Origin of the sequence: Glaciihabitans sp. GrIS 2.15 (genome assembly GCF_035984695.1) — a bacterium.
Classification (GTDB): domain Bacteria; phylum Actinomycetota; class Actinomycetes; order Actinomycetales; family Microbacteriaceae; genus Lacisediminihabitans.
The window spans coordinates 402,845-418,554 of sequence record NZ_JAXCHU010000002.1 but is presented as its reverse complement, the minus strand read 5'-3'; the positions used below and the strand labels follow the sequence as shown (position 1 = coordinate 418,554).

At 64.8% G+C, this 15,710-nt stretch carries 13 protein-coding genes; 9 read left to right on the top strand and 4 right to left on the bottom strand.

Annotated elements, in window-relative coordinates:
- Positions 1–18: 18 nt before the first annotated feature.
- Together RCH11_RS04365 and gabT are read right to left on the bottom strand one after the other, a co-directional pair.
- Positions 19–990 carry an asparaginase gene (locus RCH11_RS04365; RefSeq protein WP_327055759.1) on the bottom strand — a complete coding sequence of 324 codons (972 nt, stop codon included), beginning with the start codon at positions 988–990 and terminating at the stop codon, positions 19–21.
- A complete protein-coding gene (gene gabT / locus RCH11_RS04360; protein ID WP_327055758.1) occupies positions 987–2,336 on the bottom strand; it encodes a 4-aminobutyrate--2-oxoglutarate transaminase in 1,350 nt (449 codons plus the stop codon). Before gabT ends, RCH11_RS04365 begins: the two co-directional genes overlap by 4 nt.
- Positions 2,337–2,376: 40 nt before the next feature.
- Here gabT and RCH11_RS04355 point away from each other — a divergent pair, with 40 nt between their 5' ends.
- From RCH11_RS04355 to dxr, 3 genes are all read left to right on the top strand, one after another.
- A complete protein-coding gene (locus tag RCH11_RS04355) occupies positions 2,377–2,850 on the top strand; it encodes an OsmC family protein (RefSeq protein ID WP_327055757.1) in 474 nt (157 codons plus the stop codon).
- A gap of 68 nt (positions 2,851–2,918) precedes the next feature.
- Positions 2,919–3,881 (top strand): FKBP-type peptidyl-prolyl cis-trans isomerase, encoded by a 963-nt coding sequence (locus RCH11_RS04350; protein WP_327055756.1) that lies wholly within the window; start codon positions 2,919–2,921, stop codon positions 3,879–3,881.
- A 31-nt stretch (positions 3,882–3,912) separates the two neighbouring features.
- Entirely contained in the window at positions 3,913–4,995 is a 1,083-nt protein-coding gene (dxr, locus tag RCH11_RS04345; protein WP_327055755.1) for a 1-deoxy-D-xylulose-5-phosphate reductoisomerase, read from the top strand.
- Positions 4,996–5,005: 10 nt separating this feature from the next.
- On the opposite strand, the gene RCH11_RS04340 is transcribed toward dxr, so the two are convergent.
- Both RCH11_RS04340 and RCH11_RS04335 read right to left on the bottom strand, forming a co-directional pair.
- Positions 5,006–5,392, bottom strand: coding sequence for a hypothetical protein (locus RCH11_RS04340; protein WP_327055754.1), 387 nt, complete (start codon positions 5,390–5,392; stop codon positions 5,006–5,008).
- Positions 5,389–6,666: a serine/threonine-protein kinase gene (locus RCH11_RS04335; RefSeq protein WP_327055753.1), complete on the bottom strand. Its 1,278-nt coding sequence runs from the start codon at positions 6,664–6,666 to the stop codon at positions 5,389–5,391. The genes RCH11_RS04340 and RCH11_RS04335 overlap by 4 nt, the downstream gene beginning before the upstream one ends.
- Before the next feature lie 77 nt (positions 6,667–6,743).
- Between RCH11_RS04335 and RCH11_RS04330 the strand changes: the two genes are divergently transcribed.
- The 6 genes from RCH11_RS04330 to infB all read left to right on the top strand — a co-directional run bounded on the left by RCH11_RS04330 (position 6,744) and on the right by infB (position 15,677).
- Complete coding sequence (locus RCH11_RS04330; RefSeq protein WP_327055752.1) at positions 6,744–8,132, top strand: M50 family metallopeptidase; 1,389 nt, start codon at positions 6,744–6,746, stop codon at positions 8,130–8,132.
- 54 nt (positions 8,133–8,186) lie between these two features.
- Complete coding sequence (gene ispG, locus RCH11_RS04325) at positions 8,187–9,335, top strand: flavodoxin-dependent (E)-4-hydroxy-3-methylbut-2-enyl-diphosphate synthase (protein ID WP_327055751.1); 1,149 nt, start codon at positions 8,187–8,189, stop codon at positions 9,333–9,335.
- Between the two features lie 133 nt (positions 9,336–9,468).
- Complete coding sequence (locus RCH11_RS04320) at positions 9,469–11,316, top strand: proline--tRNA ligase (protein WP_327055750.1); 1,848 nt, start codon at positions 9,469–9,471, stop codon at positions 11,314–11,316.
- Positions 11,317–11,573: 257 nt separating this feature from the next.
- Entirely contained in the window at positions 11,574–12,569 is a 996-nt protein-coding gene (gene nusA, locus RCH11_RS04315; protein ID WP_327055749.1) for a transcription termination factor NusA, read from the top strand.
- Positions 12,496–12,906: a YlxR family protein gene (locus RCH11_RS04310; protein WP_327055748.1), complete on the top strand. Its 411-nt coding sequence runs from the start codon at positions 12,496–12,498 to the stop codon at positions 12,904–12,906. The genes nusA and RCH11_RS04310 overlap by 74 nt, the downstream gene beginning before the upstream one ends.
- Positions 12,907–13,013: 107 nt before the next feature.
- Positions 13,014–15,677, top strand: a complete 2,664-nt coding sequence (gene infB / locus RCH11_RS04305; RefSeq protein ID WP_327055747.1) for a translation initiation factor IF-2 — start codon at positions 13,014–13,016, stop codon at positions 15,675–15,677.
- Positions 15,678–15,710: the final 33 nt, after the last annotated feature.

The window sequence follows — 15,710 nt, the reverse complement described above, 5'->3', positions numbered from 1 at the left end:
CGCCTGTGGTCGCCCGGCCTACTTTCCGCGCACGAGCTCCGACACGCGGATAACTCCGACCGGAAGCCCGCCGCCGAGCACCTTCTCCGTGGTCAGCGTCCCGACCCGATCGGCATCCTCCACCGAAATCGCCCCGATCGAAGCGAGCAGCTGGAGAGCCACGAGAGATGTCGCCCTGGCGCTACCATCGAGCATCTTCAGGGCGACGGCCGTTCCATCCGCCGCTCCCATCACGATCACCCCTTCGGCTCCTCCCTTGGTGAGAAGGCCGAGCTGTTCAATCACCACGGTGTTTGCCCGGCCCGGTCCGTCGATGGCCCAGGGGTCTGCCAGAACCGCGGCCGCGAGCAGCGCGGCGGAACCATCCCGAGCCGCCGAGACCCGACCGACGGCAATCGCGAGTCCGCGCAGAGTGGTGGCAAATACCGGGGCGCCGCAGCCGTCCACGCCAACCTGTCCGATCGGCTCCCCGGTGAATTCCTCCACCGTGTCCCGGATCAGTTGTTGCAGCGGATGCTCCGGGGCAAGGTAGTTCGCGCTGGGCCAGCCGTTCTCCACGCAGGCCAGCAGGAACGCGGCATGCTTGCCGGAGCAGTTCATCGTGACGCGGGCGGGAGCGGATGCCGCGGACCGCGATGCGCTGTCGAGCGGCCAATCCAGCGGACATTGCAGCGCATCCTCGCCGAGCCCGGCTCGCGCCAGGAGCGAACGCACGATGTGCACGTGGGCCGCAGTCCCCGAGTGACTCGCCGTCGCGAGCACGAGTTGCGCCCCCGCGAGCGACACTCCCGATCGGAGTACCGCGATCGCCTGGAAGAATTTGAGCGACGATCGGCCGTAGACCAGAGCATCCGCGTCGCCAAGCGAGCGCACGATCGTGCCGTCGGGCGAGACGACCACCGCCGCACCGAGATGGCGCGACTCGTCGAGCCCAGACCGCGAGAGGATCGCCAGTTCGACGACGCCGGTGGGTCCGAGGGGGTGGCTCACAGTGTTGCGAGCGCGTCGTCGAGCACTCGGAGGGCTTCCTCCAGCAGCTCAGTTGAGATCGCGAGCGAGGGCAGGAAACGGATGATGTTGCCATAGGTGCCCGCGCTGAGCAACAGCACCCCGTGCTGGGCTGCGAATGCCGTAATCGTGCCGACCGCGGCGGCGTTCGGCGTGTGGGTGCCCGGCTCGACCAGCTCGATGGCAATCATGGCGCCAATGCCGCGCACGTCTCCGATCACCGGGTAGCGCGCCTGCAGTGCGAGCAGGGCGGGCTTCAGAACGGCTTCGATCCGCGCTCCCTCTGCAAGGAGGTTCTTCGACTCGATCTCATCGAAGACGGCGATGGCGGCAGCCGCGGCGACGGGATTGCCGGCGAAGGTGCCCCCGAGGCCACCGGGGTGGGAGGCATCCATGATCTCGGAACGTCCGGTCACTCCGGCGATCGGAAGGCCGCCAGCGATCCCCTTGGCGCTCAGCACCATATCGGGCACGACGCCGAAGTGTTCGATGGCGAAATACCTTCCGGTGCGAGCCATGCCGCTCTGGATCTCGTCGGCGACGAACACGATCCCGTTGGCGGTGCACCACTCGCGAAGTACCGCGAAGTAGCCGTCGGCGGCAACGACGAAACCGCCCTCGCCCTGGATCGGCTCGACGACGAGGCAGGCGAGGTCGCTTGCACCGACGGACTTCTCGAGGTACGAGATGGTGCGGGCCGCGGCATCTGCACCGCTCAGTCCGTCGTGGAAGGGGTAGGAGTTTGGCGCGTGGTGCACGTCGCTCGCGAAGGGACCGAAGCCGAGCTTGTACGGCATGGCTTTGAAGGTCATCGCCATGGTGAGGTTGGTGCGACCGTGGTAAGCGTGGTCGAGCACGGCAACCCCGCTGCGCCCGGTGTATTTTCGCGCGATCTTCACGGCGTTTTCCACTGCCTCGGCGCCGGAGTTGAGCAAGACCGTCTTCTTTGCGAAGTCGCCGGGGGTGTGCTCGGCCAGGAGCTCGGCAACGCGCACGTAGCCCTCGTACGGGGTCACGGTGAACATCACGTGCGTGAACGCGGCGAGCTGGGCGGATGCCGCGGCGACGACGGCCGCGTCGGTATGGCCAATCGTCATGACGCCGATCCCGGCACCGAGGTCGATGAACTGATTGCCATCGACATCCACCACGATCGCCCCGTGGGCGCGCTCGATGAACACGGGGAGGGCGGACGCGACTCCGACCGGGATCACCGCGAGTCGCCTCTCCTGGAGCGCCTGCGACCGCGGTCCAGGAATCGCCGTGATGATGCGACGCTCCGGCATGATGTCAGAGGAGATCAGAGTGGGGGTGAGGATGTCGGTCATGACCAAAATTCTATCGCCGCCAGGGCGTAGCGTTCAGAGAGTGAATCACGAACATCACTTCACCGTCTCGCTCGAGTGGACCGGAAACCGTGGAACCGGAACGAGTGATTACCGGGCCTACGGGCGCGATCACGTCGTGCGCGCCGAAGGAAAGCATGAGATCAGCGGGTCGTCAGACCGGGTCTTCCACGGCGACGCCGATCGGTGGAATCCCGAGGAGATGCTCATCGCCGCGCTCAGCCAGTGCCACCTGCTCAGCTATCTCCATGTCGCCGCCAGCAATGGCGTGGTGGTGACGAACTACACGGATTCTGCCGCCGGCATCATGGAGCAGACGGCAGATGGCGGCGGCCACTTCACCTCGGTGACCCTTCGCCCGGTCGTGACCATCTCGTCGGGCGACCCCGACCGTGCCCTCTCCCTGCACCACGAGGCGAGCCTCAAATGCTTCATCGCCAATTCGATGAACTTCCCGGTGAGGCATGAGCCGCGGGTGGTTCTTCAAGAGAGATAGCGGGCCCGATAGCACGACATTCAGGGTTTGGTCAGCTTGATCAGGGGATATGCCCCCACACTTACGAGGTGAAGAAAACACTCTCGGTCCTCGCAATCGCCGCGTTCGCCTTTTCCCTGGCGGCGTGCAGCTCCTCTCCGTCGGCGGACGGCTGCACCCCAACGGCATCCGGGTCAAATTCGAGCAAAGTGACGGTCACCGGCAAGTTCGGTGCCGCACCAACGGTCAAGTTCGCCAATGGTCTGAGCACCAAGGAAACCGAACGCTCCGTGGTGATCGACGGCAAAGGTGAAGTCGCAAAGGCGAACGGCACCGTTGAGGTCGACTACACCGCCTACGATGGCGCTTCCGGCAAAAAAATCGATTCGACAAAGTATGAGAAGGGCGCGACGACGGCGTTCCAACTCAAGGAATCCAGCATCCTTCCCGGCATGATCAAGGGTCTCAAGTGCTCGCCGGCCGGCAGCCGAGTGGTCACGGTGATCCCGCCCGCAGACGCGTTCAAGGCCGCCGGCTCCGAGGGCCTCGGCGTCAAGGGCACCGATTCCCTCATCTTCGTCTTTGACGTCGTCAAGGTCACCGCCCCGGTCTCGGTGCTCCCGAAGGCGAATGGCGCTGCGCAGCCGGCGGTTTCGGGCCTGCCGACGGTGAAGCTTGCCGCGAAGGGCGAGCCGACCATCACCGTTCCGAAAGCCGACGCCCCCACGAAGCTCACAATCGAGGACCTCAAGAAGGGGACAGGGAAGACCGTGAAGGCTGGCGACACCGTCACCGTTCACTACACCGGAGTCGTCTGGGCTACGGGCAAGACTTTCGACTCCAGCTGGACTCGCGGCACTCCTGCGAGTTTCGCCACCACAGCAGTCATCCCTGGTTTCGGCAAAGCACTGGTCGGCCAGAAGGTCGGCTCGCAGGTGATTGCGGTGATCCCGCCCGCTGACGGCTATGGTGCGAAGGTGCCACCGAACCAGACCGACATCACGCCGACGAGTACCCTGGTGTTCGTCGTCGACATCCTCGCCACCTCTTAGGCAGCACCGGCGAACGGGCTAACGTAACCACATGCGCCGCGTCATCATCCTTGGGTCGACCGGGTCGATCGGCGTGCAAGCGCTGGAGGTAATCGCGGCGAATCGTGAGAGCTTCGAGGTGGTCGGCCTCGCCGCTGGATCGCAGCGTGCCACCCTCGAGTCCCAAGCGGCGGTGTTCGGCGTCGAGCACATCGCTCTCGGCGAGAGGGAAGCCGAGCAACTCGTGCGAACCGTCCAAGCGGACGTCGTGCTGAATGGCATCACGGGATCGGTAGGCCTCGGCCCGACCCTGGCGGCGCTGGAGGTGGGGGCAACACTCGCCCTCGCCAACAAGGAGAGCCTGATCGTCGGTGGCGAGCTCGTGATGGGCGCCGCCTTTCCCGGCCAGTTGGTGCCCGTCGATTCGGAGCATTCCGCGATCGCGCAGGCGTTGCGGGCCGGCACGGCCGCGGAGGTGCGCCGACTCGTGCTCACAGCATCCGGCGGGCCGTTCCGCGGGCGCAGTCGGGAGTCGCTGCGGGACGTGTCGCCGCGTGAGGCGCTCGCGCATCCGACCTGGGACATGGGACTCGTGGTCACCACCAACTCGTCGACCCTTGTGAACAAGGGGCTCGAGATCATCGAGGCGCACTACCTGTTCGACGTGCCATACGACGATATCGATGTGACGGTGCATCCGCAGTCCATCGTGCACTCTATGGTCGAATTCGTCGACGGATCGACCATCGCGCAGTGCTCGCCGCCCGACATGCGGCTGCCGATCTCGCTCGGTCTCGACTGGCCGAATCGCGTGCCCGGCGTCGGGACGCCCCTCGACTGGACCACCTCAAGTACCTGGACCTTCGAGCCGCTCGATGCCGAGGCATTCCCTGCGGTGAATCTCGCGAAGCGAGTCGGGCGCGAAGGAGGGACCTTCCCCGCCGTGTTTAACGCGGCCAACGAACAAGCGGTGCTCGCCTTCCACGCCGGGCGGATCGGCTACCTCGATATCGTCGACACGGTCACCGCCGTGGTCGACGCGCATGACTCTACGGGCGTGTTGAGCCGCGAATCGCTCGCGGAAGCGGAGCGTTGGGCGCGGGCGGACGCCGATCGCCTAATCGGACTGCACTGATCGGACTGCGCTAATCGCCGTTGCCATGATCGCCTTTACCCGGGTCTTCGGTCTTGCCGGGTTTCACGTTGTTTTGTGCGGTGATTGCCGCCTGAAGGTCTGCGCGAACAAGGGCCATCGCTGCCGAGATACTGTCGTGGCGAGCCGCACTGATCTCGCCGCGCGCCCGGGCGTCCGCGAGCGTCACGGTGAGCTCGTCGAGGCGAGAGAGCGCCGCGGCCGGATCGCCGCCTGCAGCCGACGAGCTCACCGACAGCACGGCGGACTGGAGCCTGGAGGCAGCCGCTGACGAGTAGGACGAGGTCGTCGGGGTCGCGGCCGGCGCGCCGTTTCCAACGCAGCCGGTGAGCATGAGCGCACCGACCACCAGTCCCGCAAGCACGGTCGCGCGCCTCACGGGGCCACGCTCCGCTGCAGTTGTCGAAGATGGTCGCCCAGGGGTCCCGACACATCCGGATAGGCGACACTCGACGCGGCAGGCTTTGGCGACGGCGAGGTGCTGGATTCCGCGGGCCCCGTCGTGCCCGGGCGAGGCAGAGACAGGGCGAGTACGATCACGACGAGAAGGACAGCGGCAGCGGCTCCGATGAAGGCGAAGCGCCGTCGCCGAGAATGCGTCGTGGGGGACGCGGGAGTCGCGTTCAATGTCGGCGGGCCGAGGACCACCGTCGGATCAAGCCTCTCCGTCGCGGCGAGCACCATCGTCGGAGCGTACTCGTCGGGAGTGGGCAGTAGCTTCGTGGGGTCAAGGTGCTCGGTCGAAAGCAACACAGTCTCCTGCTGCTCGGTGCCGGGGGCTGACGCCTCGAGAAAAGACGGCTCGAGAAGAGTCGCGGCAACGCTCGCAGCATCCGGCCGGTCTTGGGGCTGCCGAGCCGTCATTGCTGTCAGGAGCGTCCGCCAGGATTCGTCGATGGTGAGCGGGATCTCTGGTTCCCGGGCCAGCCGCGCGAGCACCGCCTCGATCGCGGTTCCGGGGAATGCCCTCAGCCCGGTGAGGCCCTCGAGCAACACAAGTCCGAGCGAGTAGACATCGCTCGCCGTCCCTACCATCGCGCCCTGCGCCTGCTCGGGACTCAGGTAGGTCGCGGTGCCGATCACGGTGCCAGTCGCCGTCATCCGCGCGTCGTCGAGCAGCCGGGCGATACCGAAGTCGGCGAGCTTGGCGAGTGGTGCACCGGGGGTGGAATGGTCGTGAGGAAGAAGAATGTTGCTTGGCTTCACATCGCGATGCACGACGCCCCGCCGGTGGATATACGAAAGAGCCCCCGCGACATCCGACCCGATCCGGGCAATAAGCGCTGCCCCGGGTGGCCCGTCGAGCAGCTTGGTGCGCAGGTCGATCCCGTCCACGAATTCGAGCACGAGGAACGCGCGGCCGTGATCGCCGACCCCACCCTCCGCGACAGCGTCGAACAGCGTGACGAGGCCGGGGGCGTTGAGCGAAGCGAGAAGCTGCACCTCGTCGCGCTGCCGACGCACGTCGTCTGCGTCCGCGAGTTCGGAACGGAACACCTTGAGGGCCACCGTTCGGCCGAGTGACTCATCGACGGCCCGAAAGACGGTCGCCATGCCGCCTACCCCCACGACCGATTCGATGCGGAAGCGGCCACCGACCATATCGCCGGCGGCGAATTCGGCGGTCGACGACCGGTTCGAATTAGTGCTCATTATTCCATTGTGCGCCATAGAAAATCACAAGCCACCCCACCGCCGACCCTCAGCCTCGGGCGGATACGCTGAGCAGCGTGGAAACCGTCTTGCTCTACATCCTTGGCATCGTGGTCGTTGTCATCGGCATCGCCCTGTCGATCGGTCTCCATGAGATCGGGCACCTCGTGCCGGCGAAGCTCTTCAAGGTGCGCGTCGGCCAGTACATGATCGGTTTCGGCCCGACGATCTTCTCGCGCAAGAAGGGCGAGACCGAATACGGCGTGAAAGCCATTCCCCTCGGCGGCTACATCTCCATGGCCGGTATGTACCCGCCGGCGAAGAAGGGCCAGACGTCGCGCACGTCCGGCACGGATGCATTCGCGCTCGAAGCGGAATACGAGACGGAATCCGCGGGCCGAACTGCCAGCACCGGCTTCTTCCAGACGATGGTGCAGGATGCCCGCACCCAGAGCGAGGACACGATCGAAGCCGGTCACGAAGACCGCGTCTTCTACAAGCTTCCCGTCTGGAAGCGCATCATCATCATGCTCGGTGGCCCGACCATGAACCTGATCATCGCGATCGTGCTGTTCGCCGTCTTGCTGTCGGGGATCGGAACCCAGGGGTACAGCACGACCATCGACTCGGTCAGCGCGTGCGTGGTGCCGGCGGCGAGCACGAGCGGGAAGTGTGCGGCGAGCGACCCCGTCGCACCCGCCGCGGCAGCGGGGATCAAGCCCGGCGACACGATCGTGTCCATAGACGGGGTCGCCATCACGAGCTGGGACCAGGAGACCGCGATCATTAAGCGATCTGCGGGCACAGAGCTTGCCATCGTCGTCGATCGAAGCGGCACGACCAGGACTCTCTCCGCGACGCCGATCGCCTCGAAGCGCTATGTGTTCGACGCGACCGGCAAGGCTGTCACCGATTCTGCGGGCAAGCCAGTGACCAAGTCCGTCGGCTTCCTGGGAATTGGGCCGAGCAAGACTCTACAGAGGCAGCCGCTCACCGCGGTGCTTCCCGCCGTCGGCTCGACCATCGCCGCCGATGCCCAGCTCATCGCGAACCTGCCGGTGAAGCTCTACGGTGTCATCCAGGCACTTGCGGGCACCGAGAAGCGCGATGCGAACGGCCCGATGAGCGTCGTCGGAGCCGGTCGGATCGCCGGGGAGATCGCCTCGACCACCCGGATCCCGTTCGCCGAACGGTTCTCCTACCTGCTGGGCATCCTCGCGTCGCTCAACATTGCCCTCTTCGCTTTCAATCTCATTCCGTTGCTTCCCCTCGACGGCGGTCATGTCGCCGGGGCCCTGTGGGAGGGCATCCGTCGATTCTTCGCGAAGCTGTTCAAGCGCAAGGATCCAGGACCTGTTGACATCGCGAAGCTCGTCCCGCTCACCTTCGCCGTCGTGCTGCTCCTCGGCGCGATGAGCGTGCTCCTGATCGTCGCCGATATCTTCAAGCCCGTCAGCCTGGGCTGAGGCTGAGGGCCGGCATCCAGAAGTCGTTCACGCGGCACGCGTAGAATTCCGAGCGTGCCAGCAATCAACTTAGGTATGCCCCTCGCCCCTCCTGTCTTAGCTCCTCGTCGAAAGACCCGTCAGATCTCAGTCGGCAAGGTGAAAGTCGGCGGTGATGCCCAGGTGAGCGTCCAGTCGATGACTACGACGCAGACCACCAACATCAATGCGACTCTCCAGCAGATCGCCGAGCTCACGGCGACCGGCTGTGACATCGTCCGCGTCGCGGTGCCGCACCAGGACGACGCGGATGTATTGCACATCATCGCGGGCAAGAGCCAGATCCCGGTGATTGCCGACATCCACTTCCAGCCGCGCTACGTCTTCACGGCCATCGACGCCGGTGTCGGCGCCGTGCGCGTCAACCCCGGAAATATTCGAAGATTCGATGACCAGGTCGGTAAGATCGCCGCCGCGGCCAAGGCGGCAGGCGTTTCGATCCGCATCGGAGTGAACGCGGGGTCACTCGAGCCGAGCATCATGCAAAAGTATGGCAAGGCAACGGCAGAGGCGCTGGTCGAGAGCGCGGTGTGGGAGGCGAGCCTCTTCGAAGAGCACGACTTTCACGACTTCAAAATCTCGGTGAAGCACAACGATCCGGTCGTGATGGTGAAGGCCTACCGACTGCTTGCCGAGCGCGGCGACTGGCCGCTCCATCTCGGCGTCACCGAAGCCGGCCCGGAGTTCCAGGGCACGATCAAGTCGGCGACGGCATTTGGGATCCTGCTCGGAGAGGGCATCGGCGACACTATTCGCGTCTCGCTCTCGGCTCCTCCGGTGACGGAAATCAAAGTCGGCCTGCAGATTTTACAGTCGCTCAACCTGCGGGAGCGCAAGCTCGAGATCGTCTCTTGCCCGAGTTGCGGACGAGCCCAGGTGGATGTTTACCAGCTCGCCAACGACGTCACCGCTGGCCTCGAGAAAATGACGGTACCCCTGCGTGTGGCTGTGATGGGTTGTGTCGTCAACGGTCCGGGGGAGGCCCGCGAGGCCGATCTCGGCGTTGCCAGCGGTAATGGCCGCGGCCAGATTTTCGTCAAGGGCGAGGTCATCAAGACCGTACCGGAGTCGGAGATCGTCGCCACCCTCATCGAGGAGGCTAATCGCCTGGCGGCGGAGATGCCGCCCGGTGCGGTCGGATCACCGGAGGTCGTTACGGCCTGAGCCGATCGCTTCGGTGCCAGTGGACCCCGTTCGGGTCGGAGTCCACCGGCGCTGATATGTCCGGAATGGACGCTGCTTTGGATTGCTCGAAGGCGTAAAACCCCGCGTCGAACGTGGCGGCTAAAATATTTACGTGCCCACTCGACTCTCCCAGCTGTTTGTCCGAACCCTTCGCGAAGATCCCTCCGATGCGGAGGTGACGAGTCACCGTCTTCTCGTGCGTGCCGGCTACATTCGCCGCCAGGGCCCAGGTATCTTCGCCTGGCTGCCGCTCGGCCTGAAGGTTAAGCGCCGCATCGAGTCGATCATCCGTGAAGAGATGGAGGGCATTGGCGCCCAGGAGGTGCACTTCCCCGCGCTGCTGCCGCGCGAAGCCTACGAACTCAGCGGTCGCTGGGAAAAGTACGGCGACGGAATCTTCCGGCTTAAGGACCGAAAGGGGGCGGATTATCTTCTTGCTCCGACGCACGAAGAGGTCTTTACCCTGCTAGTGAAAGATCTCTATTCGTCATACAAAGAACTTCCTCTCGCGATCTACCAAATCCAGGACAAGTACCGGGATGAGGCTCGTCCTCGCGCCGGGCTGCTCCGCGGTCGCGAATTCACGATGAAAGACGCCTACTCGTTCGATTACACCGATGCCGGTCTCGACCTGTCGTACCAAAAGCAGCGCGATGCCTACGAGCGCATTTTTACGCGACTGAGCCTCGACTATGTGATCGTCAAGGCAGACAGCGGGCTCATGGGCGGCGCACGCAGCGAAGAATTCCTGCACCCGACACCGATCGGTGAAGATACTTTCGTACGCTCTGCCGGCGGATACGCGGCCAATGTTGAAGCGTTCGAGACTCTCGTTCCCGAGGCGATTTCCTTCGACGGACTTCCCACGCCCGAGGTCTTCGATACTCCCGACACGCCGACTATCCAGACCCTCGTCGACGTGGCGAACCGAGATCATCCCCGCGCGGCTGGCCGGCCGTGGACTCCCGCCGACACTCTCAAGAACGTCGTGCTCGCCCTGGTCAATCCAGACGGATCCCGCGAGCTGGTCGTCGTTGGACTTCCCGGCGACCGCGATGTCGACCTCAAGCGCGCAGAGGCAGCATTCGCCCCGGCAGACGTCGAAGCAGCGAACGAGGACGACTTCGCGCGCCATCCGGGACTCGTGAAGGGCTATATCGGCCCATGGACTCCGGGTGGTGCGGCGCTCGGTGCCGGCCAGGAAATCGATCCGCTACTCACGAAGAAGGAGCGTGCTGCAGCAGAAGCTGCGGCCGCGGACGCCCCGCCTGTTTCGACAACCGGCATCCGCTTTCTCACCGATCCGCGTATTTCTGAGGGCTCAGTCTGGATCACCGGTGCCAACGAGAACGGGAGGCACGTGTTCGGCCTCGTCGCCGGCCGCGACTTCGTCTCGGACGGAACGATCGAGGTTGCCGAAGTTCAAGCGGGGGAGCCGGCACCAGACGGCTCCGGCCCGGTCGAGCTCGCCCGTGGAATGGAATTGGGGCACGTCTTCCAGCTTGGCCGCTTCTTTTCCGAGGCGCTCGGTCTCAAGGTTCTCGACGAGAACGGGAAGCTCGTCACCGTCACGATGGGATCGTACGGCATCGGCGTCACCCGAATCCTCGCGGTCATCGCGGAGGCGAACAACGACGATCGGGGCCTCATCTGGCCTCGCAATGTCGCGCCGTTCGACCTTCACATCGTGGCGGCCACCAAGGAGATCGAGGTGCTGGATGCTGCCGTCTCGCTTGCCAACGACTTCGAAAAACGGGGCTACGACGTGCTGGTCGACGAGCGGCCGAAGGTCTCGCCCGGAGTCAAGTTCGGCGATGCCGAGCTCATCGGTGTTCCGCTCATCGTGATCGTCGGTAAGGGATTTGCCGACGGGATGGTCGAGCTCTGGGACCGCCGCACGGGCGTGAAGACACCGGTCGCCCTGGCCGACGTCGTCGAGGCAGTGGCCGCGCTGGACTGAACGGGCACAGGCTGGGCTCCTGCCCTGCCTCCTACGTGACCTTTGAGCCCGGCCTCCGGCTCGGCTTTCAGCTCGCCAGCGGGTGAAAATGGCGCATCCCGACTCGCCGTGGCGCCAATTCTGCCCGGTCGAAGCGCAGCCAAACGAGAGATGACCCGAGGCCGGGGCGACGCGCCTCACCCTGCTAGCTTAGAAGCAGACTTCGTGCGCGCGACTGCAGTGCACGACATGACAACCGAAAATAGTGGAGGCCCTCAGTGGACATCGACCTGAGCGTGCTGCGCCTCATGGAGCGTGAGCGCGAAATTCCGTTCGACGAACTCGTGGTGATCATCGAGCAGGCCATCCTTACGGCCTACCTCAAGCACACCGAGACGCCAGAAGCCAAGGACGGCAACGCTCATGCGCGGGTAACGCTTGACCGCAAGTCGGGACACGTGAGTATCTTCGTGCCAGAGTTGAACGACGAGGGCGAAGTGATCGGTGAGGCGGAGGACGTGCCGGAGGACTTCGGCCGCATCGGCGCCTTCGCCGCGAAGCAGGTCATCAACCAGCGCCTGCGGGACATCGGCGACGACAAGGTGCTGGGTGAGTTCAAGGGCCGCGAGGGCGACATCATTGCCGGGGTGATCCAGCAGGGTCCGAATCCACGAATGATCCACGTGGACCTCGGCGTAATCGAGGCCATTCTTCCGCCGGAAGAGCAGGTGCCCGGCGAGGTCTACGCCCACGGCTCCCGTATCCGCGTCTACGTCACGAGCGTGAGCAGGGGGATGAAGGGTCCGCAGATTACGGTCTCGCGCACGCATCCCTCCCTTGTGCGCAAGCTATTCGCCCTCGAGGTGCCCGAGATCGCGAGCGGTGTCGTGGAGATCGTCTCACTCGCCCGCGAGGCCGGCCATCGCACCAAGATCGCGGTGCGGGCAAACGAGCCGGGCGTCAACGCTAAGGGTGCCTGCATTGGTGAAATGGGGCAGCGTGTGCGTGCCGTCACCGCCGAGCTCAACAACGAGAAGATCGACATAGTCGACTACAACGCGGACCTCGCTACCTTCGTTGGTAACGCACTCTCGCCCGCGAAGGTCACTTCGTCCTACGTGATCGACGCGTCCACCAAAGCCGTGCGCGCCCTCGTGCCGGACTACCAGCTGTCGCTCGCCATCGGCAAGGAGGGCCAGAATGCCCGACTCGCGGCCAAGCTCACTGGCGCGCGCATCGACATCCAGCCCGACTCGATCCTCGACCAGGACTGACTCCGGTCGGGGCGTTGGGAGGCGGATGCCGCGGCGTGCTGTTGCGGAAGGGGATAAGATGAATCCCGTTAGAACCTGTCTCGGCTGCCGCGAACGTGCTGACAGATCCTTCCTCGTGAGGGTAGTTGCTCGTGATGGCGAAGCTGTTGTGGATGTTTCCGCAATACTTCCCGGCCGGGGCGCCTGGGTGCATCCGACAACCCGCTGTGTTGAAACGGCGATCGCTCGCAAGGCGGTCGCCCGTGCTCTTCGAGCGGATGGTGCACTGGGAACAGCAGGGCTTCTGACGGTACTAACACCGCACGACACAGTCGGCGTTCCATCCGGAACGCCCTAACGAACAGGCTGATTGACCAATGGACAACTAATGAGCGGCTCGAAATGAGACCCGTCCACAATTAAGGCCTTCTCCTGATCGGGAGTCGGCCCGACAAGGAGAACACTGTGGCAAAACCACGCGTGCATGAGATCGCAGCAGAACTCGGCATTGACAGCAAGAAAGCCCTTGAGAAACTCAAGGAAATGGGCGAGTTCGTCAAGGGACCGTCCTCCAGCATCGAACCTCCGGTTGCCCGCAAGCTGCGTGCAGCCCTCGCAGCCGATGGCATTCAGGCGCCCGAGAAGCCAGCAGCCCCGGCCGCCCCGCCCCGCCCCGCCCCCGTCGCCGAGACCCCCGTTGCTCCGGCTCCTGCCCCGGCGGCTCCCACCGCGCCGGTCGTCGAGACCCCCGCGGCTCCTGCAGCGCCAGCCGCTCCGGCGGCCGAGGGATCCAGCATCCCGCGCCCCGGTAGCGCACGCCCCGGGAACAACCCCTTCGCGAGCACCCAGGGTATGCAGCGTCCCGGCGCTCCCCGCCCTGGCAATAACCCGTACGCGTCGACGCAGGGCATGAACACCCGCCCGGCGGCCTCGCCGACCGGCATCCCGCGCCCGTCTGCACCCCGTCCGGGAGCTCCGCGCCCCGGAGGACCTGGCCAGGCAGCGCAGCGTCCCGGTGGATTCGGACAGCGTCCGGCCGGAGCCGGAGGCTTCCGTCCCGGTGGAGCCGGCGGGGCACGTCCCGCCGGTGCCGGTGGATTCCGTCCGGGTGGTGCTCCGGCGGGAGCTCCCGGCTCGAACTTCGGTCCGAATCGCCCCGCGGGCGGTGGCGGTCGCGGTCGTGGACCCGGCGGTGGTACCGCTGGTGCTTTCGGTCGCGGTGGCGGCAAGAGCAAGGCCCGCAAGTCGAAGCGCACGAAGAGGGCAGAATTCGAACTTCGCGAAGCCCCATCGCTCGGTGGCGTCAGCGTTCCCCGCGGCGATGGCAAGACATCCATCCGCCTGCGTCGAGGCGCCTCCATCACCGACTTCGCCGACAAGATCGACACGAGTCCCGGAAACCTGGTGACCGTGCTGTTCCACCTGGGGCAGATGGCCACCGCGACCGAGTCCCTCGATGAGGCGACCTTCGATATTCTCGGCGAGGAGCTCGGCTTCAAGATCGAGATGGTCTCGCCCGAGGATGAGGACCGCGAACTGCTTAGCGGCTTCGACATCGACCTCGACCAGGAACTGGACGACGAGACCGACGACGACCTCGAGGCCCGCCCTCCCGTTGTCACCGTCATGGGTCACGTCGACCACGGAAAGACGCGCCTTCTCGACGCGATCCGCAACGCCAACGTCGTCGCCGGGGAAGCGGGTGGAATCACCCAGCACATCGGTGCCTACCAGGTGCTCACCGAGCACGAGGGCATCGAACGCGCCATCACCTTCATCGATACCCCTGGTCACGAGGCGTTCACCGCCATGCGCGCCCGAGGTGCGCAGGTTACCGATATCGCCATCCTCGTTGTTGCGGCGGATGACGGAATCATGCCGCAAACGATTGAGGCGCTCAACCACGCGCAGTCAGCCGGAGTGCCGATCGTGGTCGCGGTGAACAAGATCGACAAGGAGGGGGCAAACCCCGCCAAGGTGCGCCAGCAGCTCACCGAGTTCGGTCTCGTTGCCGAGGAGTACGGCGGGGACACGATGTTCATCGACGTCTCTGCTCTCAACAAGATCGGTATCCCCGAACTTCTCGAGGCAGTGCTTCTCACGGCGGATGCCGGACTCGACATGCGCGCAAACCCCAACAAGGACGCACGCGGTATCGCCATCGAGGCCAAGCTCGACAAGGGACGTGGTGCGGTCGCGACCGTGCTCATCCAGTCGGGAACTCTCGAGGTCGGAGATGCGATCGTCGCCGGGACCGCCTACGGACGTGTTCGTGCGATGTTCGATGAGAACGGCACGGCAGTCGAATTCGCCACGCCCGCCCGCCCGGTCTCGGTGCTCGGACTCACGTCCGTTCCCCGCGCCGGTGACACCTTCCTCGTCACCGACGATGACCGCACCGCCCGCCAGATCGCCGAAAAGCGCGAAGCAGCAGAGCGCAATGCTCTGCTCGCCCGCAGCCGCAAGCGCATCAGCCTCGAGGACTTCACCAAGGCCCTCGAAGACGGCAAGGTCGAGTCGCTCAACCTCATCATCAAGGGTGACGTCTCCGGTGCCGTCGAGGCACTCGAGGAATCGTTGCTCAAGATCGAGGTGGACGACAGTGTGCAGTTGCGTATCATCCACCGCGGCGTTGGTGCGATCACCGAGAGCGATGTCAACCTCGCGACAATCGACAACGCGATCATCATCGGATTCAATGTTCGTCCCGACACGAAGGCGCGCGAGCGTTCGGCTCGTGAGGGTGTGGATGTGCGTTTCTACTCGGTCATCTACGCTGCCCTCGAGGACGTGGAGAATGCTCTCAAGGGAATGCTCAAGCCCGAGTTCGAAGAGGTGCAATCCGGCGTCGCCGAGATCCGCGAGATCTTCCGTTCCTCCAAGTTCGGAAACGTTGCCGGTGTCATCGTGCGCAGTGGAACCATCACTCGCAATGCGAAGGCCAGGGTCATCCGCGACGGTGTTGTGGTCGGGGACAACCTGGCCATCGAGTCGCTGCGTCGGTTCAAGGACGACGTCACCGAGGTGCGCACGGACTTCGAGGCTGGTATCGGTCTTGGTAAGTTCAACGACATCCAGATGGGTGACGAGATCGAAACGATTGAAATGAAGGAAAAGGTCCGCGTCTAAGTTCGACGACGGCCTCCGGAGGAGGCAACCAGC